Source organism: Pseudomonadota bacterium (assembly GCA_040752895.1).
Taxonomy (GTDB): domain Bacteria; phylum Pseudomonadota; class Alphaproteobacteria.
Genome location: JBFMHN010000002.1, coordinates 136,171 through 162,687, shown reverse-complemented (window position 1 = coordinate 162,687; position 26,517 = coordinate 136,171). Strand labels below are relative to the sequence as shown.

The 26,517-nt window shown below is 65.2% G+C and carries 27 protein-coding genes and 1 tRNA gene; 9 read left to right on the top strand and 19 right to left on the bottom strand.

Annotated features, from left to right (window positions below; genetic code table 11):
• Positions 1-6: 6 nt before the first annotated feature.
• Positions 7-969, bottom strand: a complete 963-nt coding sequence (gene pip, locus AB1781_04585) for a prolyl aminopeptidase (protein ID MEW5703848.1) — start codon at positions 967-969, stop codon at positions 7-9.
• 133 nt (positions 970-1,102) lie between these two features.
• Between pip and AB1781_04580 the strand changes: the two genes are divergently transcribed.
• A complete protein-coding gene (locus AB1781_04580; GenBank protein MEW5703847.1) occupies positions 1,103-1,921 on the top strand; it encodes a thermonuclease family protein in 819 nt (272 codons plus the stop codon).
• Here the strand turns inward: AB1781_04580 and AB1781_04575 are convergent.
• From AB1781_04575 to ggt, 4 genes are all read right to left on the bottom strand, one after another.
• A complete protein-coding gene (locus tag AB1781_04575) occupies positions 1,908-2,480 on the bottom strand; it encodes a CarD family transcriptional regulator (GenBank protein MEW5703846.1) in 573 nt (190 codons plus the stop codon). The two genes, AB1781_04580 and AB1781_04575, sit on opposite strands and share 14 nt — an antisense overlap.
• Before the next feature lie 369 nt (positions 2,481-2,849).
• A complete protein-coding gene (gene fdxA / locus AB1781_04570) occupies positions 2,850-3,188 on the bottom strand; it encodes a ferredoxin FdxA (GenBank protein MEW5703845.1) in 339 nt (112 codons plus the stop codon).
• 53 nt (positions 3,189-3,241) lie between these two features.
• Positions 3,242-3,721, bottom strand: a complete 480-nt coding sequence (locus AB1781_04565; GenBank protein MEW5703844.1) for a TerB family tellurite resistance protein — start codon at positions 3,719-3,721, stop codon at positions 3,242-3,244.
• 57 nt (positions 3,722-3,778) lie between these two features.
• A complete protein-coding gene (gene ggt, locus AB1781_04560; protein MEW5703843.1) occupies positions 3,779-5,566 on the bottom strand; it encodes a gamma-glutamyltransferase in 1,788 nt (595 codons plus the stop codon).
• A gap of 327 nt (positions 5,567-5,893) precedes the next feature.
• On the opposite strand from ggt, the gene panB reads away from it, so the two are divergent.
• Both panB and panC read left to right on the top strand, forming a co-directional pair.
• Positions 5,894-6,718, top strand: a complete 825-nt coding sequence (gene panB / locus AB1781_04555; protein ID MEW5703842.1) for a 3-methyl-2-oxobutanoate hydroxymethyltransferase — start codon at positions 5,894-5,896, stop codon at positions 6,716-6,718.
• An 18-nt stretch (positions 6,719-6,736) separates the two neighbouring features.
• Positions 6,737-7,621 carry a pantoate--beta-alanine ligase gene (panC, locus tag AB1781_04550; protein MEW5703841.1) on the top strand — a complete coding sequence of 295 codons (885 nt, stop codon included), beginning with the start codon at positions 6,737-6,739 and terminating at the stop codon, positions 7,619-7,621.
• Between the two features lie 5 nt (positions 7,622-7,626).
• On the opposite strand, the gene gpt is transcribed toward panC, so the two are convergent.
• The gene (gpt, locus tag AB1781_04545; protein MEW5703840.1) at positions 7,627-8,082 is read right to left on the bottom strand and encodes a xanthine phosphoribosyltransferase; all 456 of its coding nucleotides are present in this window, start codon (positions 8,080-8,082) and stop codon (positions 7,627-7,629) included.
• 119 nt (positions 8,083-8,201) lie between these two features.
• A complete protein-coding gene (locus AB1781_04540; protein ID MEW5703839.1) occupies positions 8,202-9,443 on the bottom strand; it encodes a hypothetical protein in 1,242 nt (413 codons plus the stop codon).
• A 264-nt stretch (positions 9,444-9,707) separates the two neighbouring features.
• Between AB1781_04540 and AB1781_04535 the strand changes: the two genes are divergently transcribed.
• The 6 genes from AB1781_04535 to queD all read left to right on the top strand — a co-directional run bounded on the left by AB1781_04535 (position 9,708) and on the right by queD (position 13,483).
• Positions 9,708-9,784, top strand: a tRNA-Arg gene (locus tag AB1781_04535).
• Between the two features lie 186 nt (positions 9,785-9,970).
• Positions 9,971-10,741, top strand: a complete 771-nt coding sequence (locus AB1781_04530) for a glucose 1-dehydrogenase (GenBank protein MEW5703838.1) — start codon at positions 9,971-9,973, stop codon at positions 10,739-10,741.
• Positions 10,742-10,900: 159 nt separating this feature from the next.
• Complete coding sequence (locus AB1781_04525; GenBank protein ID MEW5703837.1) at positions 10,901-11,614, top strand: Bax inhibitor-1/YccA family protein; 714 nt, start codon at positions 10,901-10,903, stop codon at positions 11,612-11,614.
• 137 nt (positions 11,615-11,751) lie between these two features.
• A complete protein-coding gene (queC, locus tag AB1781_04520) occupies positions 11,752-12,459 on the top strand; it encodes a 7-cyano-7-deazaguanine synthase QueC (GenBank protein MEW5703836.1) in 708 nt (235 codons plus the stop codon).
• On the top strand, positions 12,456-13,094 hold the full coding sequence (queE, locus tag AB1781_04515) for a 7-carboxy-7-deazaguanine synthase (GenBank protein MEW5703835.1): 639 nt from the start codon (positions 12,456-12,458) through the stop codon (positions 13,092-13,094). Before queC ends, queE begins: the two co-directional genes overlap by 4 nt.
• 23 nt (positions 13,095-13,117) lie before the next feature.
• A complete protein-coding gene (gene queD, locus AB1781_04510; GenBank protein MEW5703834.1) occupies positions 13,118-13,483 on the top strand; it encodes a 6-carboxytetrahydropterin synthase QueD in 366 nt (121 codons plus the stop codon).
• On the opposite strand, the gene queF is transcribed toward queD, so the two are convergent.
• The 12 genes from queF to AB1781_04450 form a co-directional block, all read right to left on the bottom strand.
• Entirely contained in the window at positions 13,480-13,944 is a 465-nt protein-coding gene (queF, locus tag AB1781_04505; protein MEW5703833.1) for a preQ(1) synthase, read from the bottom strand. The two genes, queD and queF, sit on opposite strands and share 4 nt — an antisense overlap.
• Before the next feature lie 228 nt (positions 13,945-14,172).
• Positions 14,173-15,294, bottom strand: coding sequence for a tRNA guanosine(34) transglycosylase Tgt (tgt, locus tag AB1781_04500; protein MEW5703832.1), 1,122 nt, complete (start codon positions 15,292-15,294; stop codon positions 14,173-14,175).
• On the bottom strand, positions 15,291-16,337 hold the full coding sequence (queA, locus tag AB1781_04495; GenBank protein MEW5703831.1) for a tRNA preQ1(34) S-adenosylmethionine ribosyltransferase-isomerase QueA: 1,047 nt from the start codon (positions 16,335-16,337) through the stop codon (positions 15,291-15,293). The genes tgt and queA overlap by 4 nt, the downstream gene beginning before the upstream one ends.
• Positions 16,334-17,452 carry a tRNA epoxyqueuosine(34) reductase QueG gene (gene queG / locus AB1781_04490; GenBank protein ID MEW5703830.1) on the bottom strand — a complete coding sequence of 373 codons (1,119 nt, stop codon included), beginning with the start codon at positions 17,450-17,452 and terminating at the stop codon, positions 16,334-16,336. Before queG ends, queA begins: the two co-directional genes overlap by 4 nt.
• 8 nt (positions 17,453-17,460) lie before the next feature.
• On the bottom strand, positions 17,461-19,863 hold the full coding sequence (pheT, locus tag AB1781_04485) for a phenylalanine--tRNA ligase subunit beta (GenBank protein MEW5703829.1): 2,403 nt from the start codon (positions 19,861-19,863) through the stop codon (positions 17,461-17,463).
• Entirely contained in the window at positions 19,860-20,936 is a 1,077-nt protein-coding gene (pheS, locus tag AB1781_04480; GenBank protein MEW5703828.1) for a phenylalanine--tRNA ligase subunit alpha, read from the bottom strand. The genes pheT and pheS overlap by 4 nt, the downstream gene beginning before the upstream one ends.
• A gap of 93 nt (positions 20,937-21,029) precedes the next feature.
• The gene (rplT, locus tag AB1781_04475; protein ID MEW5703827.1) at positions 21,030-21,395 is read right to left on the bottom strand and encodes a 50S ribosomal protein L20; all 366 of its coding nucleotides are present in this window, start codon (positions 21,393-21,395) and stop codon (positions 21,030-21,032) included.
• A gap of 10 nt (positions 21,396-21,405) precedes the next feature.
• Entirely contained in the window at positions 21,406-21,606 is a 201-nt protein-coding gene (gene rpmI / locus AB1781_04470) for a 50S ribosomal protein L35 (protein MEW5703826.1), read from the bottom strand.
• Between the two features lie 167 nt (positions 21,607-21,773).
• Positions 21,774-22,310, bottom strand: coding sequence for a translation initiation factor IF-3 (infC, locus tag AB1781_04465; protein ID MEW5703825.1), 537 nt, complete (start codon positions 22,308-22,310; stop codon positions 21,774-21,776).
• Between the two features lie 61 nt (positions 22,311-22,371).
• Positions 22,372-24,285 (bottom strand): threonine--tRNA ligase, encoded by a 1,914-nt coding sequence (thrS, locus tag AB1781_04460; protein MEW5703824.1) that lies wholly within the window; start codon positions 24,283-24,285, stop codon positions 22,372-22,374.
• A 77-nt stretch (positions 24,286-24,362) separates the two neighbouring features.
• Entirely contained in the window at positions 24,363-25,307 is a 945-nt protein-coding gene (locus AB1781_04455) for a glycosyltransferase family 9 protein (protein ID MEW5703823.1), read from the bottom strand.
• Entirely contained in the window at positions 25,304-26,479 is a 1,176-nt protein-coding gene (locus AB1781_04450; protein MEW5703822.1) for a glycosyltransferase family 4 protein, read from the bottom strand. The genes AB1781_04455 and AB1781_04450 overlap by 4 nt, the downstream gene beginning before the upstream one ends.
• Positions 26,480-26,517: the final 38 nt, after the last annotated feature.

Below are 26,517 nucleotides of genomic sequence, written 5' to 3'. Positions count from 1 at the left end.
AGCTTTTTACCGATGTTTGTGGGCAAGGGCGCGCGCGAAGGCCTCGGTCGCCGCGACCAGGGCCTGCCGGATGCCGGGCTCGAAGGCGGCGTGGCCGGCGTCCGGTACCGCGCAATAGCTTGCCTTCGGCCAGGCGGCGGCAAGCTCGAACGCCGTCCGGGGCGGGCAGATCAGGTCATAGCGCCCCTGGACGATCGTGCAGGGAAGCGCGTGGATGCGGGGGAGCCGTTCGAGCAGCTCGCCCTCCTTCAGGAACATGCGGTGCGCCATATAGTGGGCCTCGATCCGGGCCAGCGCGAGCTCGCCCCAGGCGGCGTGGCGGCGCGTCGCTGGGCTTGGCGGTTGCAGCGTCACGCAGGCGCGCTCATAGGCGCACCAGGCCAAAGCCGCCGGCAGGTGGGTTTCCGGGTTCGGGTGGTTGAGCCGCCGGAGGTAGGATGGAAGAAGCGTCTTCCGCTCCGCCTCGGGCAGGCCTTCCTGAAAGGCCTTTGCGGCTTCGGGCCGGAAGGCGCCCATGCCGTGGAGGAACCAGTCGATCTCGTGCCGCCGCCCGAGGAAAACGCCGCGCAGGATGAAGCCAAGCACGCGGTCGGGATGGGCCTCGCCATAGGCAAGGGCAAGCGTGCTGCCCCACGAGCCGCCGAACAGAAGCCATTTCTCGACGCCGAGGTGGCGCCGCAGGCGCTCGATGTCGCGGATCAAATAGCGGGTCGTGTTGGCGGCAAGGCTTGCCTTGGGGGTGGAACGCCCCGCCCCGCGCTGGTCAAAGAGGACGATGCGGTAGCGGCTCGGCCGGAAGAAACGCCGATGCGCCGGTGTCACGCCAGAACCCGGCCCTCCATGCAGGAAAAGCACCGGGATGCCGTCTTCGGAGCCGGAGACTTCCCAATACATCCGGTGCCCGTGGTCGAGGGGGAGCATGCCCGCAGCCTGCGGCCGTATCGGCGGAAAGAGACGCCCTCGCGGCATGGTTTCTTCGTCTTCTTTTGCGTTCCGGAAGGGGGCAAGCCTATCGGAAAGCAGGCAGGAGAAGAAGGCCGCGGTCTTTAAGCGGCAGGCAGGGGCGGCAAGAAAAGCCCGGGCAGGGTATAGTCGGCCGGTCATGCCGCGTTTTCCCTTTGTCTTGCTTCTTTGCTTTCTTCTGACTGCGGCTTTGGCGGCGGGGGCTTTGGCGGCGCCTGTCGCCGAAGCGCCAGCGGAAGGGATTGTCCGCGAGGTCGTGGATGGCGACACGCTTGTTCTGGAAAGCGGCGAGGCGATCCGGCTGGTTGGTATCCAGGCGCCGAAGCTGCCCCTCGGTAGACCGGATTTCCCGGCCCAGCCCCTGGCCGAGGAGGCCAAATTCCTGCTTGGCAAGCTCACCCTCGGCAAACCGGTAAGCTGGCGTCTTTCTGGGCGGAAAACCGATCGCCACGGCCGCCTGCTCGCCCATCTTTTCGATGCGGAAGGGGGCTGGATTCAAGGCGAGATGCTTTCGCAAGGCCTCGCCCGCGTCTACAGCTTCGCCGACAACCGCGAGCGCGTGGCCGAGATGCTGGCGCTCGAACGGGAAGCGCGGGATGCAAGGCGCGGCATCTGGGCGGACCCCTTCTACCGCGTTCTTTCCCCGGAAGAGACGCTCACCCGGCTGGGCCGGTTCGAACTGGTCGAGGGCCGGGTGCAAAAGGCCGCGGCCGTGAAGGGAAGAGGCTATCTCAACTTCGGCGAGGACTGGCGCAGCGACTTCACGATCGTCCTAGACCCATCCGTCCGCCGCCTGTTCGAGCGGCAGGCGATCGCGATCGCTTCTTACGCGGGCAAGCGGGTGCGCGTGCGGGGCTGGCTGAAAAGCTTCAACGGTCCGATGATCGAGGCGACCCACCCCGAGCAGATCGAGATTCTTCCGGAAGAAGAAGGCGAGGAAAGCCTCAGGCGGCCTTGAGGCTGTCTTCGATCTTCTGCGTTGCGCCCGTCTCGTCGAGGTCCTCGACGGCGGCGACTTCCCGGCACAGCCGCTCGAAGGCGAGCTCGTAGATCTGACGCTCGCTGTAGGACTGGTCCGGCTGGCCGACGTTGCGATGGAGGTCGCGCAGAACCTCGGCGATCGACAGCGGGTCGCCGGAGTTGATCTTCATCTCGTATTCCTGCGCCCGTCGGCTCCACATCGTGCGACGGATCCGCGCCTTGCCACGCAGAATTTTCAAGGCGCCGCGGATTTCCTCCCGGCTGGAAAGCTTCCGCAGACCGGAATTTTCCGCTTTCGCCACGGGTACGCGCAACGTCATCTTTTCCTTCGGGAACTTGATGACGAAGACCTTGAGCTCGTGCCCGGCGATCTTCTGGTTCTCGATGGCGGTGATTTTGCCGACCCCGTGGGCGGGGTAGACGACATAATCGCCCTTGCCGTAGGCCGGCGGCGTTTTTTTCGTCGCCGCCTGGGGCTTCGCCTTCACCGGGGCCGCCTTGGGGGTGGCCGCTTTTTTGGATTTGGTTTTTGTCACTTGGGTTTTTACCGCTTTCCTTTTCGCCGTCTTTTTATTCAGTGTTCGCGTGCGAGCCGCTCGTCGGCTCGGCGCGCGCGTGTTGACGGGTTTTTTCTTTGCTTTTGCCATGCCGCTACCGCCTTCCCCTTTCCCCATCGTCATCCTGTCGGACGAAGGAAACCCCGAAACTGCGGTTTTCGAACCGCTGCCGGGGCCGGGTTCCGAATCCAAAAGCCTTGGAAGGAAATAAAGTAACATAAAATTCGGCAAAAGGACAGACGCCTCGCTATTGCTAGAATTTCTCTAACAAAAACAAGGCGTTGTATATCGCCTTCGGGGCAGGGGCAGGGAGCGGCACCCGGCTTGGGCCTCGCTGGGGAGGTCTCTTTAGTTCCCCTTGCCGGGTTCGGGATTGAAATGTTTCTCGAACTTGTCCGCAACTCCCTTCCAGTCATCGGCGTCGGGCGCGGGATCTTTCTTCTTCGTGATGTTCGGCCAGGTCTTCGCGTATTCCGTATTCAATTCAAGCCACTTGGCAGTGTCCCCCTCGCTGTCGGGCACAATCGCCTCGGCCGGGCATTCCGGCTCGCAAACCCCGCAGTCAATACACTCGTCGGGATGGATGACGAGCATGTTCTCGCCTTCGTAGAAGCAGTCCACCGGGCACACCTCGACGCAGTCGGTGTACTTGCACTTGATGCAGGCTTCCGTGACGACGTAGGGCATCGCAATCTCCTACTACCCTTGTGGATTCGGCCTTGGTGAAACCGTTCAAGGGCTTACCCTGTGCGTTCGGTTTCGTCAATACCGAGCCGGGTGCACACCCGTTTGCGGGCCGCCCCTCTCTCCTGATCCGTGACGTATAGGAGGCCCCCCATCCGGCGAAGCAGGTTCGCCTCGAAATCATCGAAGGTGCCGTCCGCGTAAACGACCTCGAACAGCATCTCGATCAGCGCGATGCGCTCATCCTGCGGCAGCGCGTCTTTCAAGGTTTTCGTGAGACGGTAGATGTTGTTGGGGTTTTCCGCCCAGGCCCGGACGTGCGCGATGAGTGCGTCCGCCTCCGCCTCGGGAAGTGCGTACCGCTGGCAGAGAAGTTTCTGGATTTGCGCGCGCTCGCGCGCGTCGAACTCGCCGTTAAAGAGGGCGGCCTCGACGAGCAGCGTCGCCACCGCCGTCCGGATCGGGTCGTCCGCTTGCTGCCGTTCCCTTTTGTTTTGCTTGGGTGGCACGAAGAGTGTTCGAAGCTGTTTCAGCATGCCGTCTGCGTGATGTTAAGGCGCGTGGCGTTAGGGAAGGGGTCTTTCTAGCACGCCTCAATCGCCAAGGGCGACACCCTCGCGTCTTGGATCGGCCCCGCCGGCGAGCATTCTCCCTCGTCGTTCGATGCCATGAAGCCCGCTGGTAAGCTCGCGCACCTCTACCGCATGGCCAAGCCTTTCGAGGGCGGGGGCCAAGCCGGCCACGGCGGTTCCGCTTTCGAGCTCGGTCTTGCCGTTGCGATTCGTGAAATTCGGCAGCGCGATCGCCGTCTGGATGTCCATTCCCCAATCGAGGACGGCGACCAAGGTTTTCAACACGAAACCGATGATGTAGGGCCCGCCCGGCGAGCCAAGCGCAAGCTGCAAGCGGCCGTTTTCATCGAACACCACAACCGGCGTCATCGAGCTTCGCGGCCGCTTGCCGGCCTCGACCCGATTGGCGAGAAGGCGGGGGCCTTGCCTGGGCAGGAAGTCGAAATCGGTGAGTTCGTTGTTGAGCAGAAATCCCTTCACCATCAGCCGCGAGCCGAAGGGGGCTTCGATGCTGGCGGTAAGGGCGACGGCATTGCCCGCTTGGTCGACGACGCTTAAATGCGTGGTGGATAGGGATTCCGGCAAGGTCCCCGTCTTCTCGTTTCTCGGCGGCAGCCAGCCGGTGATCAGGCCCGGCTTCGCCGTTCCCAGGCTTTTCGCGAGGGAAATCTGACCGGCGCGCTCGGCGAGGTAGGCGGGGTCGAGCAACGCATTCACGGGCTGCGGGACAAAATCAGGGTCAGCCAAATAGCGATCGCGATCGGCGAAGGCAAGCCGGCTTGCCTCGGCCACCAAATGGACCGCTTCGAGGGAGCCGGGCGCATGCGCCCCTACGTCGAAGGCTTCGAGGATGCCGAGGGCTTGCAGCAGCGTCACTCCGCCTGAACTCGGCGGGCCTATCGTGCAGACGCGGGCGCGCCGGTAGGGGCGACAGACCGGCTCGCGCTTCCTCGCCCGGTAAGCGGCGATGTCGGCCGTCGTGAGCAGGCTTGGGTTATGGGCGGCGGTCGTCACCGCCTCGGCGATGGCCTTTGCGATTTCCCCTTCGTAGAAAGCGCCCGCGCCCCCTTCGGCGAGCGCGCGAAGGGTCTCCGCGAAGGCCGGGTTCTTAAGGCGCTGGCCCGCCGCCTTCGGGCTGCCGTCGGCGTTCAGAAAATAGCTTTTCGTCGGCGCGAAGGCGTCCAGAAGTGTTGCGGATGCGATGAGGCGGCTGAGCCGCTCCGAAATCGGGAAGCCTTCTTCGGCGAGCGCGATCGCCGGTTCGAACAACCGCCCCCAGGGAAGCTTCCCGTGTTCCCGATGGGCAAGCTCGAACAGCCGGAGGAGGCCCGGCACGCCGACCGACCGCCCCCCGACGGCGGCTCGGTAGAAGGCAAGCGGCTTGCCGTCCGCGTCCAGAAACAGATTTTCGCCAACACTTTCGGGTGCCGTTTCCCGCCCGTCATAGGTTTCGACCCGCCCCGTCTCCTTCGCGTAGTGGACGAGAAACCCGCCGCCGCCGATGCCGGAGGCCTGCGGCTCGACCAAGTTGAGGACAAGCGCCGCGGCGATCGCGGCGTCCACGGCGCCGCCCCCCTCGCGGAGGATCGCAAGCCCCGCCTTGGTGGCCAAGGGATGGGCCGCCACCACCATAGAATGGCGGGGCGTCGTTTCGGCGGGGATCGGAAAGGGGATCCCGAAGCGCAGGTCGATCGTGACCGTCGCCACCGCGAGAAGGGCGAGAAGAGAAAACGTGCCGGCAAGACGCGGGCGCGCCAGCGCGGCCTTTCGAAGCCGGGCGAAAGGCCCGGGGTTCCTTCTGCCTGTCATGGGCTCCCGTTTCGGCGTCGAATCCATTCCATGTATGTTGCCATCCTGCACGGGTCTTTTTGCGCGGCAAGGTCAATCCTGCTGGCGGGCATCCCGGCTTCGGTTTTTCTCGTCCCGCCGCGGTCGCGGATGCTGGTCCGGCGTCCTTCACCTATCTCGCACCTATCTCGGAATGGGCAATTTTGGCCGCTGCACGACGTGAGGCGGGGCAAGCGGTAAGGCCCGTTCCCCAAGGCTCCGGGCCGGCGCCGAAAAACCGCGTGGTTCGCCGAGCGCGGACGGGGGTACAATGCGCCCGACAACGACCGGAAAGGGAAAATTTAGAGGATGCCGAAAGAAGCAAAGGCCATAACCGTGCCGGAGCTGCGGGCGCGCAAGGGGGGCGTGCCGATCGTCTGCCTGACCGCCTACACGACGCCGATGGCGAAGTGGCTGGACGCGCACGCCGATTTGCTGCTGGTCGGGGATTCGCTCGGCATGGTGCTTTATGGGATGGAAAGCACGCTGGGCGTGACGTTGGACATGATGATCAACCACGCCCAAGCCGTACGCCGCGGCGCCAGGCGCGCCTGCGTCGTCGTGGACCTGCCGTTCGGCAGCTACCAGGAATCGCCGCCGAAGGCCTACCGGACAGCGGCCCGTGTGCTGCGGGAAACCGGGGCCGCCGCCGTCAAGCTCGAAGGCGGGGAGGAGATGGCGGAAACGGTTGCCTTTCTCACCCAGCGCGGCATCCCCGTTCTTGGCCATGTCGGGATGATGCCGCAATCGGTGCGCAGTTACGGCGGGTTCGGCGTGCACGGCAGGACGAAAGCCGAGGCGGAAAAAATTCTTGCCGATGGTCGGGCGGTCGCGTTGGCCGGCGCCTTCGCCGTCGTCGTCGAGGGGACCGTGGAGCCGGTGGCGCGCGCGCTTACGGAAGCCCTTCCCGTTCCGACGATCGGGATCGGCGCCTCGCCTTCGTGCGACGGGCAGATCCTGGTGGCCGAAGACCTGTTTGGTCTTTTCACCGATTTCATTCCGAAATTCGTCAAGCGCTATGCCGAGCTGGGGTCCGAAATCGAGAAAGCGGCGGCGCACTATGCCGCCGACGTGCGGGCGCGTCGGTTCCCCGGCGCGGCGCACTGCTATGGGGCCGCGAAGCGAAAGCGCTGATTCATCCCGGAAGGTCGCATGAAATCCCGAACACGCGCGAGGCAAGGCAAGGCGGACGGCATGCCGACCGTCCGCAAGATCGTGGATCTTCGCGCCGCGATTGCCCTTTGGCGCGGCGGGGGTGCAAGCGTTGGTCTCGTGCCGACGATGGGCGCCCTGCACGCAGGCCATCTCGCCCTGGTCCGCGCCGCCCGCGCGCAAACCGATCGCACGGTGGCGACGATTCTCGTCAACCCGCTGCAATTCGGGCCCGACGAGGATATGGCGGCCTACCCGCGGAACGAGGCCGAGGACGCGGCGAAGCTTGCGGCGGAAGGTGCGGATCTTCTCTTCGCACCGTCCGTCGAAGAGGTGTACCCGGAAGGGTTTGCAACGCAGGTAACGGTGGCGGGCCTGACCGAGGTTCTCTGCGGCGCCTTCCGGCCGGTCCACTTCGCGGGTGTGGCGACGGTCGTGACGAAGCTTCTGCTCGAAGCCCTGCCGGACGCCGCCTTCTTCGGTGAGAAGGACTATCAGCAATTGCTCGTGGTGCGAAAACTCGCCCGGGATCTCGACATGCCGATCCGCATCCTTGGCGTACCGACCGTGCGGGAGGCGGACGGCCTGGCGCTGTCGTCGCGGAACGCCTACCTCACGGCGAAGGAGCGCGTAATAGCGCCCAAGCTTTTTGCAACACTGGCGCGGATGGCATCGGCGATCCGGGAGGGCCAAGGAATCGCGGAGACGCTCGCGCGAGGCGCGGCCGACCTTCGCGAGGGGGGGTTCGAAAGGATCGACTACCTAGAATTGCGGGACCCGGAAACGCTCAAGCCCGTCGAAGAAGCCGGCCGTCCCGCCCGCCTGTTCGCCGCCGTTCATCTGGGCCGGGCGCGGCTGATCGACAACCTGGCCGTGTCGGAATAGCCTGGTCAGGCGTCTTCCGCTGGCGGGTCCCAGGGGAAGACCACCCAGCTCTGCTGCGGCATCCCGACCACGTAGCGGTCGACGAAAGGCTCTCCGTCCGGTTTCACGTAAAGGGCGACGAAGCAAGCCTCCGGCAGCAGGTTCCGAACGACGCCGGCGGTGGCGCCGGTGTCCACGATGTCGTCCACGACCAGCCAGCCTTCGCCGGAACCTTGGCCGGCTTTCAGAACTTCCGGCTCGCCGCGCCGCCGGCCCTCGTAGCTTGCAACCGAAACCGTCTCGACGCGGCGGATTCCAAGCTCGACGGCAAGAATGGCAGCGGGAAACATGCCGCCTCTGGTGACGGCGGCAATCGTGTGCCAGGGGCCGTCGTCCCGCACCAGACGGGCAAGGGCAAGCGCGTCCCGGTGGAAGTCCTGCCAAGTCAAAATGCGCGTTTCCCGGCCGTGTGGGTCTTTCATCGCCGTCGGCTTACCACCCGGTCTTGCGTTCCGCAAGGTGGCCGCAAACGAAAACCGGCCAGTCTTTCAACTGGCCGGTTTTGATTCGATTGCGGGTGGGGTGCGGCGGATTGTCCGGTTTAGCGGACGTAGATATGCACCTCGTTCGATTCGGCGTCCATGCTTTGCATCGCCTTGAGGTTAAGGCGATCCGCCGGCAATCCCATGTCGCGGAGCGCGCGCAGCACGTCTTCCGCGTTCTTCTTCGAGGTGTTCGTGTTGCGGGCCGCGTCCGCCGTATTCCCCTTCATCGAGGCAATGGCGACGAGATCGAAGGTCGCGTTTGGGCGGCGGTCAAGGGCATCGCGAATGGCGGTGTAAAGCGCCTGCTCGTATTCGACGTTCTCGCGATCGAAGCGGATAACGACGAGCGGGCGCCGCCCGGCTTCTGGCGAAGGCGTGGCAAGCTCGGCCGTTTCTATTCCGCCGCTGGAAAGTTGCGCGCGGATGGGTGGCGCGGAAAAGGCCCGGTTTGCCAGGCTCGGCCCGTAAAGCTCGCCGTTCTTGATGGCGACGGAAAGCATTGTGAGATTCCGGCGTTCGTTGTTCAGGTAGGCGGTCTGGCGGTTGATGTCTTCGCTAAGCTCGTTCAGAAGCCGGTCGACCATGACGACGGTGCGGTTTACCTCGTCCTCGAGAATGGCCAGCTGCCGGTGGTCCTCGTCGATGGCGCCGGAAAGGCTGTAGGCCGCGCGCGTCGATTCAAGGATGTAGGCCGCCATCGCCGAATCGCCCGCCACGTTGTTGGCGAGGACGTTCATGTTGCTGACGTCGGTACTGATGTTGCCGAGCAACTGCTGCCCCGTCTGCCACTGGCTGACGAGGATCGGGTTGCCGGGCGTCGTGCCGACCTGGAGGCGGGCCTGAATGGCGGCGATGGCGCCGTGATACTGCTGGGCGTTGTTCACCGTCGTGCTGCGGATTTGCTGCAGGCCGCCGTTGCGCTGGGAAAGATTTGCGCGAAGCGTACTGAGTTCCGACCGGATCTGGGTCACCTTCTGGCCGACATAGGTGCCGGTAGACTGGCCCGGCGTCACGGCGGTCGGCTCGAAACTGCTGGTGCCGAGGATGGGCGGGCCCATCTGCGGCGCGGCGGCGTATGCGCCGTCGCCAGTACCGGGCGTACCCGCCGCTTGCTCCGCTTCGGACGGTTCGATAACGATGCGCTCCGTCGAAGGTTCTCCGGTCTTTCCGATCAAGGTGCCGCCCTCGGCCGGCTCATCGCCGGTGAGAGACGGCCACAGCTCTTCCCCGAAGGACGAGCATCCTCCTAGAAGAATTGCCGCCGCAAATGCGACGACATATCGCTTCGCAAAAGCCATGGGAATCGTTCTCGATATTGCCCTAATGCAACAAAACTATACCAAAGCCGGTCCGTTCGGCAATTTTGGATGACCGGGCATTATTATGGAAGGGGTTTCTTCTGCCAACTCTTTAATTTTCCAGAAATAACCTCGGTTTCCGGATAGACCTGCCGCCGCGGGCGGCGGGCGGCTAGGGTTGGGGGGCGCCTTCGCTTCCCTTCCTTGCCATTCGCTTGGGCTTTAAGTAGGTTCCGACTTCCTTGTTCCTTGTTCCCGTTTTGGGCGCCCGTAGCTCAGCTGGATAGAGCACCAGACTACGAATCTGGGGGTCGGGAGTTCGAATCTCTCCGGGCGCGCCACCCACCAACCACCCCCGAACGCGCAAGGCCCGAACGCGCAAGGCGCGTAAGGGAGTCTATTCCCGCGTCATTCGGCGCCCGTTTTTGCCGATGATGTGCGCTGTGGGCGCGAAGCCTTTGTGGCTTTGCGACGCCTCGTGGCGAGGCATAAAATAATCCATACGCGAAAGGGAAAGGGGCGCACGAATGGACCGCATGAAGGAAAAAGTGGCGCTGGTGACCGGCGGCGCCATGGGGCTTGGCGAAGCGATGTGTCGCCTGCTGGCCAAGGAAGGTGCCAAGGTCGTTCTGACGGACATCAAGGAAGCCGAGGGCCAGGCAACAGCCGCCGCGATCGCCAAGGCGGGCGGCACGGCGTTCTTTCTTGCCCAGGATGTCCGCTCCGAAGAACGCTGGAAGGAAGTGACGGCCGAAACAATCAAGCGCTTCGGCCGTCTGGACGTGCTCGTCAACAACGCCGGCGTCGTCCTGATGAAGAACGTCGAGCAGACCACGTTCGACGAGTGGAAGTGGCTGCACGCGATCAATCTGGACGCCGTGTTCCTGGGGACGAAATACGGCATCGCCGCGATGAAAGAAGGCGGGGGCGGTTCGATCGTCAACCTTTCCTCGATCGAGGGAATCATCGCGGATGAAAACCTGTTTGCCTACAATTCGTCGAAAGGCGGCGTGCGGCTTTTGACAAAGTCGGCCGCCCTCCATTGCGCGAAGGCCGGCTACAATATTCGCGTGAATTCCGTCCATCCCGGATACATCGCAACGCCGATGGTGGCGCAGGCCATCGACGAACTCGGCGGCACCAAGGAGATTCGCCGTCACATCGAATCGCTGCACCCTATGGGCCACATAGGCGAGCCGTACGATATCGCCTACGGGGTCCTTTACCTGGCTTCGGACGAATCGAAGTTCATGACCGGCGCCGAACTCGTCATCGACGGGGGCTATACGGCCCGCTAGGCCAGCCGCCGGAGGGGGGCAAGGCGCCTTTTTCGGCCGGACGATCGCAGGCCCTTTGAGGGTCAGGGGGTGATTGATTTCGCGGCCTTCTATGCCAATATGAAGGCCACGTCGCTTATTTTGGTTTCTTTAGGTTGGGAAAGGCAGGGGATTTCGCACATGGCTTGGCAGGAAAATCCACAAGGCTACGCCGCCGCCGGCGCCGTCGGGGCGATCGACGAGGGGCTTCGGCGCCATATGCTTCGCGTTTACAATTACATGGCGGGGGGCCTGGTGCTTACCGGACTCGTCGCCTACGCCGTGGCCAACACGCCGGCCTTCTTCGACGCGATTTTCGGAACGCCGCTGATGTGGGTCGTCATGCTGGCGCCGTTGGGCTTCGTGTTCGCGCTGAGTTTCGGTATCCACCGCTTCCAGTACAGCACCGCGCAGATTCTTTTCTGGGCGTTCGCGGCCGTCATGGGCCTCTCCCTGGCGTCGATCTTCGTTGTCTTCACGGGCGAGAGCATCGCGCGGGTCTTCTTCATTTCGGCCGGCACCTTCGCCGCCATGAGCCTTTACGGCTACACGACGAAGCGCGACCTGACGCAGCTTGGCGCGTTCCTCTTCATGGGGCTGATCGGCGTCATTCTGGCTTCGCTCGTCAATCTCTTCCTTCAGAGCACGATGCTGCACTTCGCCGTCTCGGTGATTGGCGTCCTCGTCTTCGTCGGCCTTACCGCCCACGACACGCAGCGGATCAAGTGGCTGTATTCGGAAGTGGATCCGGGCGAGGTGGCCGGCAAGAAGGCGCTGATGGGGGCGCTCAGCCTCTACCTCGACTTCATCAACCTTTTCATACTGCTGCTGCAACTGTTCGGTCAGCGTCGCTAGGCGATGCCGGACGGCAGTCAAGGAAAAGGGCCCGGGAAACCGGGCCCTTCGTTTAAGGGCTTCGGCGTAGGCGGCCGGCAGCGAAATGTGCTATCCCAAAAAAACCGGGCCAACCTGGCATTTCCGGTCGAAAGCCTATGGCAGCGAAACGGAAAGCGGTCGTTCTCCTAAGCGGCGGCGTCGATTCGGCGACCACCCTGGCGTTGGCGATCCGCGAAGGGTTCGCGGCTTACGCGCTCACCTTCCACTATGGCCAGCGCCATGCCGGCGAGATCGCGGCGGCGCAGCAGGTGGCGGCCCAGTTGGGGGCGGCGGACCACATCCTTCAAGAGATCGACCTGCGCCCGTTCGGCGGTTCGGCGCTCACCGCCGACATCGCGGTGCCGAAGGATCGCAAGTTCGAGAACATGGCGGCGGAAATTCCGATCACCTATGTCCCGGCGCGCAACACGATCTTTCTTTCCTTCGCGCTGGCCTTCGCGGAAGTCCTCGGCGCTTCCGACATCTTCATCGGCGTGAACGCGGTTGACTACAGCGGCTACCCCGATTGCCGGCCCGACTACATCGCGGCCTTCGAACGGCTGGCGGGGCTGGCGACGCGGGCGGGTGTCGAGGGAAGGCCGCTTGCGATCCGTGCGCCCCTGATCACGCTCACGAAGGCCGACATCCTGAAGAAGGGCGCGGCCCTTGGCGTGGATTACGGCCTTACCTTGAGCTGCTACGACCCGGGGCCGGCGGGCGAGGCCTGCGGGCGGTGCGACGCTTGCCGGTTGCGGCGGCAGGGGTTCGAGACGGCGGGGATCAAGGACCCCACGGTTTACGCGAACCGGGCCGCGGCGGGATGAGCTACGCGGTCAAGGAAATCTACGCGACCTTGCAGGGCGAAGGCGCCAATACGGGGCGGTCGGCCGTCTTCCTGCGCTTTGCCGGATGCAACCTGTGGTCGGGCCGGGCAGCGGACCGAATGGCGGCCGTCTGCACCTTCTGCGACACCGATTTCGTCGGCACCGATGGCGTGGGCGGGGGACGCTTCGCGTCCGCCGCACAGCTTGGCCTTGCCGTGCGCGCCATTTGGGACGCGGCGTGGGAAGGGGGCGAGCCGCTCGTCGTCTGCACGGGGGGCGAGCCGCTTTTGCAGCTCGACGCCGCGCTGGTGGACGCCCTCCACGGGGAAGGTTTTACGCTTGCCGTCGAGACCAACGGCACGCTGCCCCCGCCCGCCAACCTCGACTGGCTTTGCGTAAGTCCGAAGGCCGGCGCGCCGCTTGCCGTCAAGAAGGGGGAGGAGTTGAAGCTCGTCTACCCGCAGGCAGGCGCGCCGCCGGACCGCTTCGAGCAACTCGACTTCGCGCATTTTTTCCTGCAGCCGATGGACGGGCCGGCGCGCGCCGAGGCGACGCTTGCAGCACTCGACTATTGCCTGCGCCACCCGAAATGGCGTTTAAGCCTACAGGCGCATAAGCTGATCGGCATACCCTGAGACCGCGACCCGCGAGGCGTATAATGGAAATCTACAAGACCTTCCGGATCGAAGCGGCCCACCGGCTTCCCCACGTGCCGCCGGGCCACAAATGCGAACGCCTGCACGGCCATTCCTTCGTCATTGAGCTGCGCATTCGGGGCCCGCTCGGCGAAAAGAGCGGCTGGGTCATGGATTTCGCCGAGGTCGAGGCGGCCTTCGCCCCGCTCTTCGCCGCCCTCGACCACCGCTACCTGAACGACGTCGAAGGCCTCGAAAATCCGACCAGCGAGGTGCTGGCGCGCTGGATCTGGGCGCGGCTGAAGCCAAGGCTTTCCGGTCTTGCGGAAGTCATCCTGCGGGAAACCTGCACGGCGGGTGCCGTCTACCGGGGAGAAGACGGCCCCTAGCCGCGGCCGCGATAGGGGGCAACGCCCGGTTCCGGCACCCAGAGGCCTGCCGGCGGCGGGCCGGACTGGTAGAAGATATCGATCGGAATGCCGCCGCGGGGAAACCAATAGCCGGCGACGCGCAGCCAGCGCGGGCGAATGGCCGCCTCTATCTTGCCGACGATGGCGAGGGTGCCTTGCTCGTGGAAGCAGGCGGCGTTCCGGAACGCCGCCAGGTAAAGCTTGAGCGACTTGCTTTCGAGGCAGCGCGCGGCCGGCACGTAGTCGATCACGAAATGGGCGAAGTCCGGCTGGCCGGTGATCGGGCAGAGGGTGGTGAATTCCGGGCAGGTGAAGCGGACGAGGTAGTCGGTGCTGGTGTCGGGGTTGGCGAAGCCCTCCAGCACCGCTTCCTCGGGCGAGGCCGGAATCGCCGCCTGCCGGCCGAGCTGGGTCAGGGAATCATCGGAATCTGCCGCCATGTTTTATCCTTTTGCCGCCGGGCGCCGCCGTTATCTGGAGCCTAGCTTCTCCCCCGGCTTTCGCCAAGCCGCCCGGGTTTGGTTTTTCCAGAAGGCCAAAGACCATATTTCTGGAGGGGGCCTTAAATTTTTCCGCCATTCTCTTGACCGGGTTAGGAAAATTTTAACCATCGCATTATAGGAAAATCATCCCATGCCTACCACTGTATGCTAACCCGGTGAATTTGTTCACGTTTTGTCGGGTTCCTCGGGCGCCGTCCGGCGGGTGATTTCCTCGACCATGGCTTGCAGGCTGTTTCTTCGGATTGCTTCGCGAAGGTCGGCCATAACGTCCTGGTAGTAATGAAGGTTATGGGTAGTGAGCAGCATCGCGCCCAGAATCTCGCCGGCCTTGGTGAGGTGGTGGAGGTAGGCGCGCGAGAAATCCCGACAGGCCGGGCAGCGGCAGGCGGCATCGAGCGGGCGGGCGTCCTCGGCGTGGCGGGCGTTCCGCAGGTTGAGCTTTCCCGCCCGCGTGAACGCCTGGCCGGTGCGGCCCGACCGTGTCGGCAGCACGCAATCGAAAAGGTCCACCCCTCTCAGGACGGCACCGGCGATATCGGCCGGCGTGCCGACGCCCATCAGGTAGCGGGGCTTTTCCTTCGGCAGATGCGGCAGCGTCGCCTCAAGCGTCGCGAACATCTTCTCGCGCGTCTCGCCCACGGAAAGTCCACCCACCGCGTAGCCGTCGAAGCCGATCTCGACGAGGCGCTTCGCCGATTCGACGCGCAGTTCCGGAAAGAGGCTGCCCTGGACGATGCCGAAAAGGCCGTGGCCTTCGCGTGCCTGGTAAGCCGCCTTCGAGCGTTCCGCCCAGCGCATCGAAAGCCGCATCGAGGCGGCGGCGGCTTCCTCGGTCACCGGCCACGCCGTGCATTCGTCGAACACCATCGTGATGTCGGAACCCAGAAGATGCTGGATGGCGACCGCGCGTTCCGGCGTCAGCTCCTGCCGTGTCCCGTCGAGGTGGGAGCGAAACGTAACCCCTTCCTCCCGGACGTCGCGGAGCTTGGCCAGGGACCACACCTGGAAACCTCCGGAATCGGTGAGAATCGGGCCGTTCCAGCCCATGAAGCGGTGCAGCCCGCCAAGCGCTGCGATCCGTTCGGCGCCGGGCCGCAGCATCAGGTGGTAGGTGTTGCAAAGCAGGATCTCCGCCCCGCTTTCCCGCACCATGCCGGGCGTCATCGCCTTGACGGTCGCGGCCGTGCCGACCGGCATGAAGGCGGGCGTTTGCACCTTGCCGTGGGCGGTTTCGAGAAGGCCGGTCCGTGCCTTGCCGGCTTCGGCTTCGCGCGTGAAATTCGTCATGCCTTTTCCGGCGTCAAGAGACAGCAATCCCCGTACGAGAAGAAGCGATACCCTTCGGCGATCGCGTGCGCGTAAGCCGCGCGCATGCGCTCGCGGCCGGCGAAGGCGGAGACCAGCACGAAAAGGGTCGAGCGCGGAAGATGAAAATTCGTAAGCAGCAAATCGGCGGCGCGGAAGACGTGGCCGGGCCGGATGAAAAGGGCGGTCTCGCCTTCGAAGGGGCAAACGCGCCCTTGCGCGTCCGCCGCCGTTTCCAGGAGACGCAAGGAGGTCGTGCCGACCGCGACGACGCGACCCGCGCGCGCGCGGGTTTCCGCGATGGCCGTCGCCGCCGCCTTGCCCAGCTTCCCCCATTCCGCGTGCAGGCGGTGCTCGGCCAGGTTCTCGGTGGCGACGGGCAGGAAGGTGCCGGCGCCGACGTGCAGGGTCACCGTCGTCCACCGCACGCCGCGGGCGGCAAGCATGGCGAGGAGTTTGGGCGTGTAGTGAAGGCCGGCGGTGGGGGCGGCCACCGCCCCGGGCACCGCGGCGAAGATCGTCTGGTAGTCCGCCTGGTCGCGGGCGTCCGGCCCCGTTGCCCTGCGAATATAAGGGGGAAGCGGCATCTTTCCGACGCGGCCCAAGGCCGTAAAGAGGGCATCCCCTTCCCGGTTGAGCCGGAGCAGCACCTCACCCCCTTCCCGCTTTTCGATCACCCGCGCCTCAAGCCCTTCCTCGAAGCCGATAAGATCGCCCGGCTTGAGCTTGCGGGCGGGCTTGGCGAAGGCAAGCCAGCGGTCGGGCGACAGCGCCTTGTGCAGCGTCACCTCGACCTTCGCGGTTTCCTTCCTGCCCGGCAGGCGGGTGGGCAGCACGCGCGTGTCGTTGAAGACCAGCAGATCGCCCGGTGCCAGAAGGTTCGGCAGGTCCGTCATTCCGCGGTCGAGGAGCGTCTTGCCGATGACGAGAAGCCGCGCCTGGTCGCGGGGCTCGATCGGGCGGTCGGCGATCCGTTCCCGCGGCAGGTCAAAATCGTAAAGGCTCAAACGGTCTTCCGTTTTCACGCCGCCCATTCCTCTCGCACGGCGGGGTCTTTTTCCGAAGCCGCGTCGCGCTCGCGGAGTTTCGCGAAGCGGCCCGCCTCGGCGAGCCGTTTCAGCGCCCAGACGGCCATGCCGCGGACCACGGCAGAGGTATCGGAGAGGCGGCGTTCGACCGCAGGCAAAGCACCCGTATCGCCGGAATTTCCAAGCCCTATCAAGACGTTGCGTAGGAACCGGTGGCGCCCGATGCGCCGGATCGGGCTTTTGACGAAGAACCGGCGGAAGGCGGCGTCGTCGAGCCCGGCCAACTCGGTCAGCAAGGGTGCCGTCAACGCCGCTCGGGGAAGGAAGGCGAGCTCTTGCGTCTGTTGGGCGAATTTATTCCAGGGGCAGACGGCGAGGCAGTCGTCGCAGCCGTATATCCGGTTCCCCATGCGGGGGCGGAACTCGGCCGGGATGACGCCCTTGTGCTCGATCGTGAGATAGGAGATGCAGCGTCGGGCATCAATCTCGTGGGGTCGCGGGAAGGCCTGCGTCGGGCAGACGTCGAGGCAAGCGCGGCACGTCCCGCAATGATCTGCTTCCGGCCGGTCGGCGGGCAGCGGCAGCGTGGTCAGGATCTCGCCTAGAAATAGCCAGGAGCCGAAGCGGGTGGAGACCAGGTTCGTGTGCTTGCCCTGCCAGCCGAGGCCGCCTTGCCGGGCCAGCGGCTTTTCCATCACCGGCGCGGTGTCGACGAACACCTTGACCTCGCAGGCGAAGCTTTGCGCCACCCAGCCAGCCAATTGTTTGAGCCGCTTCTTGATCACGTCGTGGTAATCCGCCCCCCTGGCGTAAACGCTGACAGCGCCGGCCCGGGGATTTTCAAGAAGGGAGAGCGGGTCTTCGCGAGGCGCGTAGTTCATACCCAGGACGATGACGCTTGCCGCATCGGGCCAAAGGCGCTTGGGATCGGCGCGCCGGCTGGCGTGTTTTTCAAGCCACGCCATGTCGCCGTGACGGCCTTCGGCTAGAAAGCGGTCGAGGTCGTGCGCGCGGCGGGCATCCGCCGCCGCCTCCAGAAAACCGACCGCATCGAAGCCAAGGGCCAGCGCCTTCGCGCGGATGGCTTCGGCGCGCGACTCCTTTGTTTGCATGGCGGCCTCTACTGGCGAAGCTCGGCCCCTGTCGCCTTGCGCACGGCTTCGACGATTCGTTCGGCGACGGCGGCGATTTCCTCGTCCGTGAGGGTTTTTTCCTGCGGCTGCAATCGCACGGAAATGGCAAGCGACTTCTTGCCGGGCGCGACACCCTCCCCCCGATAGACGTCGAAGACGGAAAGGCTTTCGATCAATTTCGGCTCGACGCGCCGCGCGGCCTTCAGAATTTCACCGGCCGGCACCGCGTCGGCCACGACGAAGGCGAAGTCGCGCTCGACCGCCTGGAAGGGAGAGGCCTTCAGCGCCGCCCGCGTGCGGCTTGCCCGCAGTTTCGGTTTCGGCGTGCGGTCGAGGAAGACCTCGAAGCCGACGACCGGGCCCCGGATGTCCATGCGCTCGAGAAGCGCGGGGTGAATTTCGCCGAAATAGGCAAGGCGGTTCTTGGGGCCCAAGCAAAGCGTGCCGGCGCGTCCCGGGTGGTACCAGGCAGGCCCTTCCGAGACCGTCTCCAGACTGGTCGATGCAAGGCCGGCGGCGGCAAGCGCGGCAAGCGCGTCGGCCTTGGCGTCGAAGGCGTCTACTGCCCGCGCTTCTCCCAGCCAGTGGCGGGGCCGCTGGTGGCCGACGCGGATGCCGCCGGCCACCAGCGACTGGGCGTCCGCATGCAGGCCTTTGTATTGCGGGCCGATTTCGAAAAAGGCGAGGTCGGGGAAGCCGCGGTCGGCGTTGCGGCCGGCGGCCGCGATCAGGTTCGGCAGGACCGAGGGGCGCAGGCAGTCAAGGTCCGCGCTGATCGGGTTTTCCAGACGCAGCGCCGGGTCGCCTCCGAAGTCGGCGGCCAGGCGGGAGGAAAGAAAGGACCAGGTGACCGCCTCGATCAGGCCGCGGGCGGCCAGGCCGCGACGGACCATCTCGGCGCGGCGGTCGGCCGCCGTCACCGCCACTTTTACCGTCGTCTCCGCCGGCGGCAGCGCTTGCGCGGGGATGGCGTCGTAGCCCAGGATGCGCAGGACTTCCTCGACAATGTCCGCTTCACCTTCGATATCGTTCCGCCAGGAGGGCGGGCGGAGGCGCAGGGTCTTGCCCTTCTTTTCCTCCGTGAAGCCTAAGCGTTTCAGGATGCGCCGCGATTCCGCGGCCGGCAGTTCGACGCCGCCCAAGCTCTGCACGCGCTCGGGGCGGAAGGGAACCGTTCGCTTTTGCCGCGTCTCCCGGCCGGCGGCGCGGCAAGCGCTTGGTTCGCCGCCGCACCATTCGAGAATCCGCCGCGTCGCCGCCTCCATGCCGGGCCGGACGAGCAGGGGGTCCACGCCGCGCTCGAAACGATGCCGCGCGTCGGTTTCGATGCCGAGCCTGCGGCCCGCGGCCGCCGTGCGGACGGGATCGAAAATGGCGGATTCGACGAAGACGTTCACCGTCGCCTCGGTGCAGGCGGAGGCCTCGCCGCCGATCACCCCGGCAAGGCTCAGGACTTCCCGATCGTCGGCAATCACGCACATCTCCGGGTCGAGGGCGTAGTCCTTGCCGTCGAGGGCGCGGAGGCGCTCGCCCTTCCTCGCCAACCGGATGACCAGGTTGCCCCGGATGCGGTCGGCGTCGAAGACGTGCATGGGCCGGCCGAGGTCGATTGCCATCAGGTTCGTGATGTCGACCAGCGCCGAAATCGGGCGCAGCCCGATCGCCGTCAGCCGTTGCCGGAGCCAGGTCGGGCTTGGCCCGTTCCGCACGCCGCGAATCAGGCGGCCGACGAAATGGGAGGCGGCGTTCGCCGCCGGCTTCGGGAAATCGAAGGAAAGGCGGATGGGGCTTTCGAAGCGGCCGGGGACGGGACGGGCCTGCCAGGGCTTCAAGCGGCCGATACCGGCCGCCGCGAGGTCGCGGGCGATACCGCGCACGCCCAGGCAATCGCCGCGGTTCGGCGTCAGGGCGAGGTCGAAGACCGGGTCGTCAAGGCCAAGCGCACCCGCCGCCGCCGTACCCGGGCGGGCGGTTTTGGGCAGCTCGATGATGCCCTCGGCGGCTTCGCCAAGCCCCAGCTCGGCCGCTGCGCACAGCATGCCGTGGCTTTCGACCCCGCGGATGGTGCCCGCCCGCAAGACCTCGCCGGTTGCCGGAATGACCGCTCCCGGCAGCGCCAGCACGGCCTTCAACCCGGCCCGCGCGTTCGCCGCTCCGCAGACGACTTCGACCTGCTTGCGGCCGGTCGAGACGGTGCAAAGCTGCAGGCGATCGGCGTTCGGGTGCCGTCTCGCACTCAACACCTCGGCGACGACGAAGCCACCAAGCGTCTTCGCGCGGTCGAGGACCGCTTCGACCTCGAGGCCGAGCGCGGTCAACCGCAGGGCGATCGTTCCGGCGTCGGCCGTGGTTTCGAGGTGGTCCTTGAGCCAACCCAAGGTGAATTTCATGACCCGAGCCCCCCGGCCAGGGTGGGCACGTCAAGCGGCAGGAAGCCGTAATGGCGAAGCCAGCGAAGGTCGCACTCGAAGAAGGTGCGAAGATCCGGAATGCCGTATTTCAGCATGGCGACGCGCTCGACGCCGAGGCCGAAGGCGAAGCCCTGGTAGCGCTTCGAATCGATCCCGCAATGGGCGAGCACCTTCGGGTGGACCATGCCGCAGCCCAGGATTTCGAGCCAGTCGGTTCCCTTGCCGACGCGGAATTCGCCTTCTTCGCGGACGCAGCCGATGTCCACCTCGGCGGAAGGTTCCGTGAACGGGAAGAAGCTTGGCCGAAAACGCACCGGCACGTCGTCCACCTCGAAGAAGGTGCGGCAGAAATCGATCAGGCAGCCCTTGAGATGTCCCATATGCGTTTCGCGGTCGATGAGAAGGCCTTCGATCTGGTGAAACATCGGCGTGTGGGTCATGTCCGAATCGCGACGGTAGGTTCGGCCCGGCGCGATGATGCGGATCGGCGGCTGGGTCGCCAGCATCGTGCGGATCTGGACGGGCGAGGTGTGGGTGCGGAGAAGCCTTCGTTCGCCGTCCGGTCCGGGCGGAAAATAGAACGTGTCGTGCATTTGGCGCGCCGGGTGCTCGGGCGGGATGTTGAGCGCCGCGAAGTTGTGGAAGTCGTCCTCGACGTCCGGGCCTTCGGCCACCGTGAAGCCCATGGCGCCGAAGATTTGCAGCAGCTCCGCCATCGTCTGGCTGACCGGGTGAATGCGCCCTTCCTCTTCGAACCGGGAAGGAAGCGTCATGTCGAAACGCTCTTCGAGCAGGCGTGCGTTCAGCCCCTTTTCCCGGAAGGCCTGGCCGCGCGCGGCAAGCGCCTGCGTGATTTCTTCCTTGAAGGCGTTAAGGGCGGCCCCTTCCGCGCGACGCTGCTCGGGCGGGAGGGTGCCGAGCGCCTTCATTTGCTCGGTAACCGCGCCCTTCTTGCCGAGCGTCTTGACGCGAATCTGTTCCAGCGCGTCGAGATTCTCCGCCGCCGCGATCCCGCCCAGCCATTCGGCGCGTAAGCGTTCGAGATCCGTCATCGTTTCCCTGTCCCAAGAAACAAGAAAAAAGAAAGGGGCCTACGGTCGCAAGCCCCTTTCTTTAAAATTCCGGCCGCCGGTTCGGGGGCGGAATCAGGCGGTGGCGCCCAGCGCCGCCCGGGCGCGCTCGACGATCTCCTTGAAGGCCGACGGATCGTTCACCGCGAGATCCGAGAGCACCTTCCGGTCCATCGTGATTCCCGCCTTCTGGATACCGCTTATGAATTGCGAATAGTTGAGCCCGTGTTCGCGCACACCGGCGTTGATCCGCTGGATCCACAGGCTGCGGAAGTTCCGCTTGCGGTTGCGGCGGTCGCGGTAGGCGTATTGCAGGCCCTTCTCGACCTTTTCGATCGCCACCCGGAAAGCCGTGCTCGACCGTCCGCGGTAGCCGGCAGCCCGCTTGAGGACCTTCTTGTGACGGGCGTGGGCGACGACCCCTCGTTTTACGCGTGCCATGGGCTAGGCCTCAGATACCGTAAGGGGTGTGTTTTTTGAGAATGATGACGTCCGACTTCGCGAGATAGGTCGCGCGACGGGCCTGACGCTTCATTTTCCGGGTGCGCTTGCGCAAATTGTGGCGCTTGCCGGACGGATTCATGCGAATCTTGCCTGTGGCGGTCGTCCGGAAGCGGCGTTTGACGCTGCTTTTCGTCTTGAGCTTGGGCATTTTCTTCTCCTTCAAAGGGAGGAAAGTTTCCTGAGCGGCTAGGCATGCCCTTCGCCGGCCCGCTCGAAAGAAGCGAGGTTATAACGGCCCCGCCCAGGAAAGGCAAGGACCCGAAAGCCATGAGTCGCCGTCAAGGGGGCCGGCCGGATGGAGCGGCGGAACGCCGGCTATTTCGGGGTCAGCACCATGGTCATGAGCCGGCCTTCCATATGAGGAAACTGCTCGATCTTGCCGACCGTCTCGGTGTCGTCGCGGACCCGCATCAAGACGTTGTGTCCGAGGTCCTGATGGGCCATTTCCCGGCCGCGGAACCGCATCGTCACCTTGACCTTGTCGCCTTCGCGCAGGAAGTCCATGATTTTACGGAGTTTGACTTCGTAGTCGTGGGTCTCGATGCCGGGGCGGAGCTTGATCTCCTTGACCTCGATCACTTTCTGTTTCTTCTTCGCCTCGGCGCGCTTCTTGCTCTCCTGGTATTTGAGCTTGCCGTAGTCAAGAATCTTACAGACAGGGGGGTCGGCGGTTGGTGAAATTTCCACCAGGTCAAGGCCGGCTTCTTCCGCGGCCCGCAGGCCTTCCTCCAGCGAAACGATGCCGATTTGTTCTGCGTTTGCCCCGATCAGCCGAATGGTTGAGACGTTGATTTGTTCGTTGATGCGCGGTCCCTGGCGGGACGGACGCGATTGTACAGATAACCTAGCTATGAACTTCCTCCTCGGGTGGTTTCAGAAAAACAGGTGGTTTCAAACCCGCGCCGGCCCGGCTTCAGGCATCGGGCGGGGCGGCCTCGAGGGCAAGTCTAGCGGCTGCTTCCTCAAGGGCAAGGCTTTCTTGCGCCTGCCCGCCAAGCTGCCGGATGGAAACGGTTCGTTCCTTTGCCTCGCGGCCGCCGACGGCAAGCAGAATCGGCACCTTGGCCAGGCTGTGCTCGCGCACCTTGTAGTTGATCTTTTCGTTGCGGAGGTCGAGCTCGACCCGCAGCCCGGCCTGCCGCAGCCGGTCGGCGACCTCGCCGGCGTAGGCGTCGGTTTCGTTGGTGATGGGTGTGACGACGGCCTGCACCGGGGCAAGCCAGACCGGCAGCCGCCCGGCGTAGTGTTCGAGTAGGACGCCGATGAAGCGTTCGATGGAGCCCAAGATCGCCCGGTGCAGCATGACGGGCCGGTGCTTCTCGCCGTCTTCGGCGACATAGCTTGCGTTCAGCCTTTCGGGCAGCACGAAGTCCGCCTGCAGGGTGCCGCATTGCCACTCGCGGCCGATCGCGTCCTTCAGCACGAATTCAAGCTTCGGCCCATAGAAGGCGCCCTCGCCGGGGTTGAGCGCGACGTTGAGTCCGCTCGCCTCGGCGGCGCCGCGAAGCGCCGCTTCCGCCCGGTCCCAGATGGCATCCGCTCCGGCCCGCACCGGTGGCCGGTCGGCAAACTTGACGACGACGTCCGCGAAGCCGAAATCCTCGTAAACCTTGAGCAGAAGGCCGCAGAAGGCCTTCGTTTCCGCCGTGATCTGGTCTTCAGTGCAGAAGATGTGGGCGTCGTCCTGGGTGAAGGCGCGGACCCGCATGAGCCCGTGCAGCGCGCCGGACGGCTCGTTGCGGTGGCAGCTTCCGAACTCAGCCATGCGCAGCGGCAGGTCGCGGTAGCTTTTCAGCCCTTGCCGGAAGATCTGTACGTGGCCCGGGCAATTCATCGGCTTTAGCGCCAGCATGCGTTCTTCCGATTCGGCCGTGAACATGTGCTCGCGGAATTTCTCCCAATGGCCGGATTGCTCCCAGAGGGCGCGATCGACCAGGGAGGGGGTCTGCACCTCGACGTAGCCGGCGGCGTCCAGGCGGCGGCGGATATAGGTCTGGACGGTACGGTAGAGCGTCCAGCCTTTCGGGTGCCAGAAGATGGACCCGACCGCTTCCTCTTGGAGATGGAACAACCCCATCTCCTTGCCGAGCTTGCGGTGGTCGCGGCGGGCGGCTTCCTCCAGCCGGAAGAGATGGTCCTTGAGTTCCTTCTCGTCGGCCCAGGCGGTGCCGTAAATGCGTTGCAGCATCGCGTTCTTGGAATCGCCCCGCCAGTAGGCGCCGGCCAGCTTCATCAGCTTGATGCCTTTGCCCAGCCTGCCGGTCGAGGGCAGGTGCGGCCCCCGGCAAAGGTCGATGAAATTGCCCTGGCGGTAGAGGGTGATCGGCTCGCCCGCCGGGATCGCCTCGATGATCTCGGCCTTGTAGTGCTCGCCCGCGTCCTTGAAGAAGGCGATCGCCTCCTCGCGGTTCCAGACCTCGCGCGCGATTTGTTCGTCGCGGGCGACGATCGCGTGCATCCGCTTTTCGATCTTTTCCAGGTCTTCCGGGGCGAAGGGCTCCTTGCGCGCGAAGTCGTAATAGAAGCCGTGCGCGATCGCCGGCCCGATCGTGACCTGGGTTTCCGGGTAAAGCTCCTTCACGGCCTCGGCCATGACATGGGCGGCGTCGTGGCGAAGGATCTCGCGGCCCTCCTCCGTCCCGCGGGTGACGACGGCGATTTCGGCGTCTTGGGCGATGGGGCGGGTGAGGTCCCAAAGCGCGCCATTCACGCGGATGGCGACGGCCGCCCTGGCCAGGCCCTTGCCGATCGCCTCGGCGATCTCAAGGCCGGTCACCGGGCCTTCGTAGGGCCGGGTCGAACCATCGGGAAGGGTGATCGTGATCATCGCGCGCTAAGTCTGGAGATGGGGAAAATCGCTTTCTTCCTAAGGTCTTGCGAAATGTAGAAGCTTTCGAATCCGTGTCAAGCCGCCGCTCCCAGCGCATGCAGGGCGGCCTCGACCTCGGCCGTTGCGAGCCCGTCCAGCGGCTCGCGCTTGAGGATGGCGACGCGCGTCCCGGTTGGCGCGCAAAGGGCGGGATCCGACGCGCCGGAGAAGAGAACGACGGTCGGCGCTCCGGTCTGCGCGATCAGGTGCATGGGCCCGGTGTCGTTGCCGATGGCGGCGCAGGCCCCGCGCGCCAACTCGGCGATCTCGAACAGACTGGTCTTGCCGCCCAGATTGACGGCCCCGGCGCAGGCCTTGGCGATCGTCCCGAGAGTCGCCGCCTCCGCCGCCGTGCCGAGGAGAAGGGGCTGGATGCCTTGCGCTAGGAGGCGATTGGCCAGCTCGGCGTAACGGGCCTCTGGCCAGCGCTTCCGCGGGCGGTGGGGGGCGCCCCCCGGCACCAGCAGCGCGTAGGGTTTCGATAGAGGAAAGCGCGAGATATCCGCCCGCATCCAGTCGAGGGCGGGACGGGGAACTTCCGGGATGCCGGCCATGCGAAGCTGTTCGGCCTGGCGGTCGCGGGTGTGCAGGAAGTCCCGCTTCGGGTTGGCGTGGGGGTGCGAGGCGCCGCGCACGATGCCCGACCATTCCGGGAAAGGGCCGGGGAAAAAAAGATAAAAATAGAAACCGCTGCGGTCCGAGGTCTGGAGATCGTAGACGCGGTCGAATTTTCCCCCGCGCAGGCCCCGGCGCAGGCGGAGCCAACCGCCGGGGTTCAAGAATTTCGGTCGGCTGTCGAGCCGGACATCATCGAAATAGCCGCAGGCCTCGGCCATCTCGCGGTAAGGCGCCGTCGTCAGCAGCGTGACATGGGCGCCTCGGTGGTGGTTGCGGATGGCCGCGAAGGGGCCGAGCGCCTGCAGGAAATCGCCAAGCGCGCCAAGCTTGATCACGAGGATGCGCTGCAAGGCCGCGGTCATGGGGGGCCGTTCCCGGCCAGCACTTCGCGGTAGACGTCGAGGGTTGCCGCGCACATCGCCTGGCTCGAGAAATTGCGGACGATATGCGCCCGCGCCTCGGCCGCGAGACGATCCCGGTCAATGGGGCTTAGCTCGATCGCCCAGGCCAGCGCCTCGGCCAGCTTCTTCGCGTCGCCGGGCGGGACCAGCCAGCCAGTCTTGCCGGGCAGCACCGTCTCCCGCGCCGCGCCGTGGTCCGTCGCGATGACCGGCCGGCCCATGGCCTGCGCCTCGGCGGCGACGCGGCCGAAGGCCTCCGGGTCGGTCGAGGCGGAAACCACGACGTCGGCCAGCATATAGGCGGCCGGCATGTCCTTGCAGTCGTCGGCGATCTTGATGATGTCGGAAAGCCCGGCGTCAACGATGCGGGTTTCAAGTTCCTTCCGGTAGGCAAGGCGGCCCTGATCGGCGCCGACCAGCCGGCATTGGACGTTCTTTTCTCCCAACGCCGCAATCGCTGCGATGAGGACGCCCTGCCCTTTCCAGCGCGTAAGCCGCCCCGGCAGCAGGACGAGAGGCGCGTCGTCCCGCAACTGCCATTGGCGGGAAAGCTGGATGATACGCTCGGCGCTGACCCGGGTGGGGTCGAAAGTGTCCAGCTTCACGCCGCGCGGAATGACGCGCAGCCGGTTTGGGTCCACGCCATAGAGACGGCGCATGTGGCCGGCGATGAACTTGGAAATGGCGATGACGCGCTCGCCTTTCGTCAGGATGGCGTTGTAGTGACGCTTGAGTCGGTTTTGCGCCCCGTAGGTGCCGTGAAAGGTCGTCACGAAATGACGACGGGTCCGGCGCGCGGCGTAGTAGACGCTCCACGCCGGGGCCCGGCTTCGCGCGTGCACGATATCGACGCCTTCCGCCTCGATGAGGTCGGCAAGGCGTCGGACGTTCCGATAGAGGGCGAACGGGTTCTTGCTGTCGAGCGGCAAGGTGAAATGCCTGGCCCCGGCGCGTTCAAGCTCATGCCGCATCGGCCCGCCGGCGGAGGCGACAAGCGCCGTCCAGCCGGCCGCCGTCAATGCGGCGGCGACCTCGATAGTGCCGCGCTCGACCCCGCCGGCCACCATGGCGGGCAACACCTGCAAAATAACCGGGGCGCGACTTTTCACGCCACCGGTTCTTGCTTCCGGCATGTTCGATCTCCTTGACGGACAATCCGCGAAGCGGCTTC

What these genes read in the sequence shown, in the direction of transcription:
- pip (MEW5703848.1), bottom strand. Translation starts at nt 969, where the DNA reads ATGCCGCGAGGGCGTCTCTTTCCGCCGATACGGCCGCAGGCTGCGGGC.
- AB1781_04580 (MEW5703847.1), top strand. Translation starts at nt 1,103, where the DNA reads ATGCCGCGTTTTCCCTTTGTCTTGCTTCTTTGCTTTCTTCTGACTGCG.
- fdxA (MEW5703845.1), bottom strand. Translation starts at nt 3,188, where the DNA reads ATGCCCTACGTCGTCACGGAAGCCTGCATCAAGTGCAAGTACACCGAC.
- AB1781_04565 (MEW5703844.1), bottom strand. Translation starts at nt 3,721, where the DNA reads ATGCTGAAACAGCTTCGAACACTCTTCGTGCCACCCAAGCAAAACAAA.
- ggt (MEW5703843.1), bottom strand. Translation starts at nt 5,566, where the DNA reads ATGACAGGCAGAAGGAACCCCGGGCCTTTCGCCCGGCTTCGAAAGGCC.
- panB (MEW5703842.1), top strand. Translation starts at nt 5,894, where the DNA reads ATGCCGAAAGAAGCAAAGGCCATAACCGTGCCGGAGCTGCGGGCGCGC.
- panC (MEW5703841.1), top strand. Translation starts at nt 6,737, where the DNA reads ATGAAATCCCGAACACGCGCGAGGCAAGGCAAGGCGGACGGCATGCCG.
- gpt (MEW5703840.1), bottom strand. Translation starts at nt 8,082, where the DNA reads ATGAAAGACCCACACGGCCGGGAAACGCGCATTTTGACTTGGCAGGAC.
- AB1781_04540 (MEW5703839.1), bottom strand. Translation starts at nt 9,443, where the DNA reads ATGGCTTTTGCGAAGCGATATGTCGTCGCATTTGCGGCGGCAATTCTT.
- AB1781_04530 (MEW5703838.1), top strand. Translation starts at nt 9,971, where the DNA reads ATGGACCGCATGAAGGAAAAAGTGGCGCTGGTGACCGGCGGCGCCATG.
- AB1781_04525 (MEW5703837.1), top strand. Translation starts at nt 10,901, where the DNA reads ATGGCTTGGCAGGAAAATCCACAAGGCTACGCCGCCGCCGGCGCCGTC.
- queC (MEW5703836.1), top strand. Translation starts at nt 11,752, where the DNA reads ATGGCAGCGAAACGGAAAGCGGTCGTTCTCCTAAGCGGCGGCGTCGAT.
- queE (MEW5703835.1), top strand. Translation starts at nt 12,456, where the DNA reads ATGAGCTACGCGGTCAAGGAAATCTACGCGACCTTGCAGGGCGAAGGC.
- queD (MEW5703834.1), top strand. Translation starts at nt 13,118, where the DNA reads ATGGAAATCTACAAGACCTTCCGGATCGAAGCGGCCCACCGGCTTCCC.
- queF (MEW5703833.1), bottom strand. Translation starts at nt 13,944, where the DNA reads ATGGCGGCAGATTCCGATGATTCCCTGACCCAGCTCGGCCGGCAGGCG.
- tgt (MEW5703832.1), bottom strand. Translation starts at nt 15,294, where the DNA reads ATGACGAATTTCACGCGCGAAGCCGAAGCCGGCAAGGCACGGACCGGC.
- queG (MEW5703830.1), bottom strand. Translation starts at nt 17,452, where the DNA reads ATGCAAACAAAGGAGTCGCGCGCCGAAGCCATCCGCGCGAAGGCGCTG.
- pheT (MEW5703829.1), bottom strand. Translation starts at nt 19,863, where the DNA reads ATGAAATTCACCTTGGGTTGGCTCAAGGACCACCTCGAAACCACGGCC.
- pheS (MEW5703828.1), bottom strand. Translation starts at nt 20,936, where the DNA reads ATGACGGATCTCGAACGCTTACGCGCCGAATGGCTGGGCGGGATCGCG.
- rplT (MEW5703827.1), bottom strand. Translation starts at nt 21,395, where the DNA reads ATGGCACGCGTAAAACGAGGGGTCGTCGCCCACGCCCGTCACAAGAAG.
- rpmI (MEW5703826.1), bottom strand. Translation starts at nt 21,606, where the DNA reads ATGCCCAAGCTCAAGACGAAAAGCAGCGTCAAACGCCGCTTCCGGACG.
- thrS (MEW5703824.1), bottom strand. Translation starts at nt 24,285, where the DNA reads ATGATCACGATCACCCTTCCCGATGGTTCGACCCGGCCCTACGAAGGC.
- AB1781_04455 (MEW5703823.1), bottom strand. Translation starts at nt 25,307, where the DNA reads ATGACCGCGGCCTTGCAGCGCATCCTCGTGATCAAGCTTGGCGCGCTT.
- AB1781_04450 (MEW5703822.1), bottom strand. Translation starts at nt 26,479, where the DNA reads ATGCCGGAAGCAAGAACCGGTGGCGTGAAAAGTCGCGCCCCGGTTATT.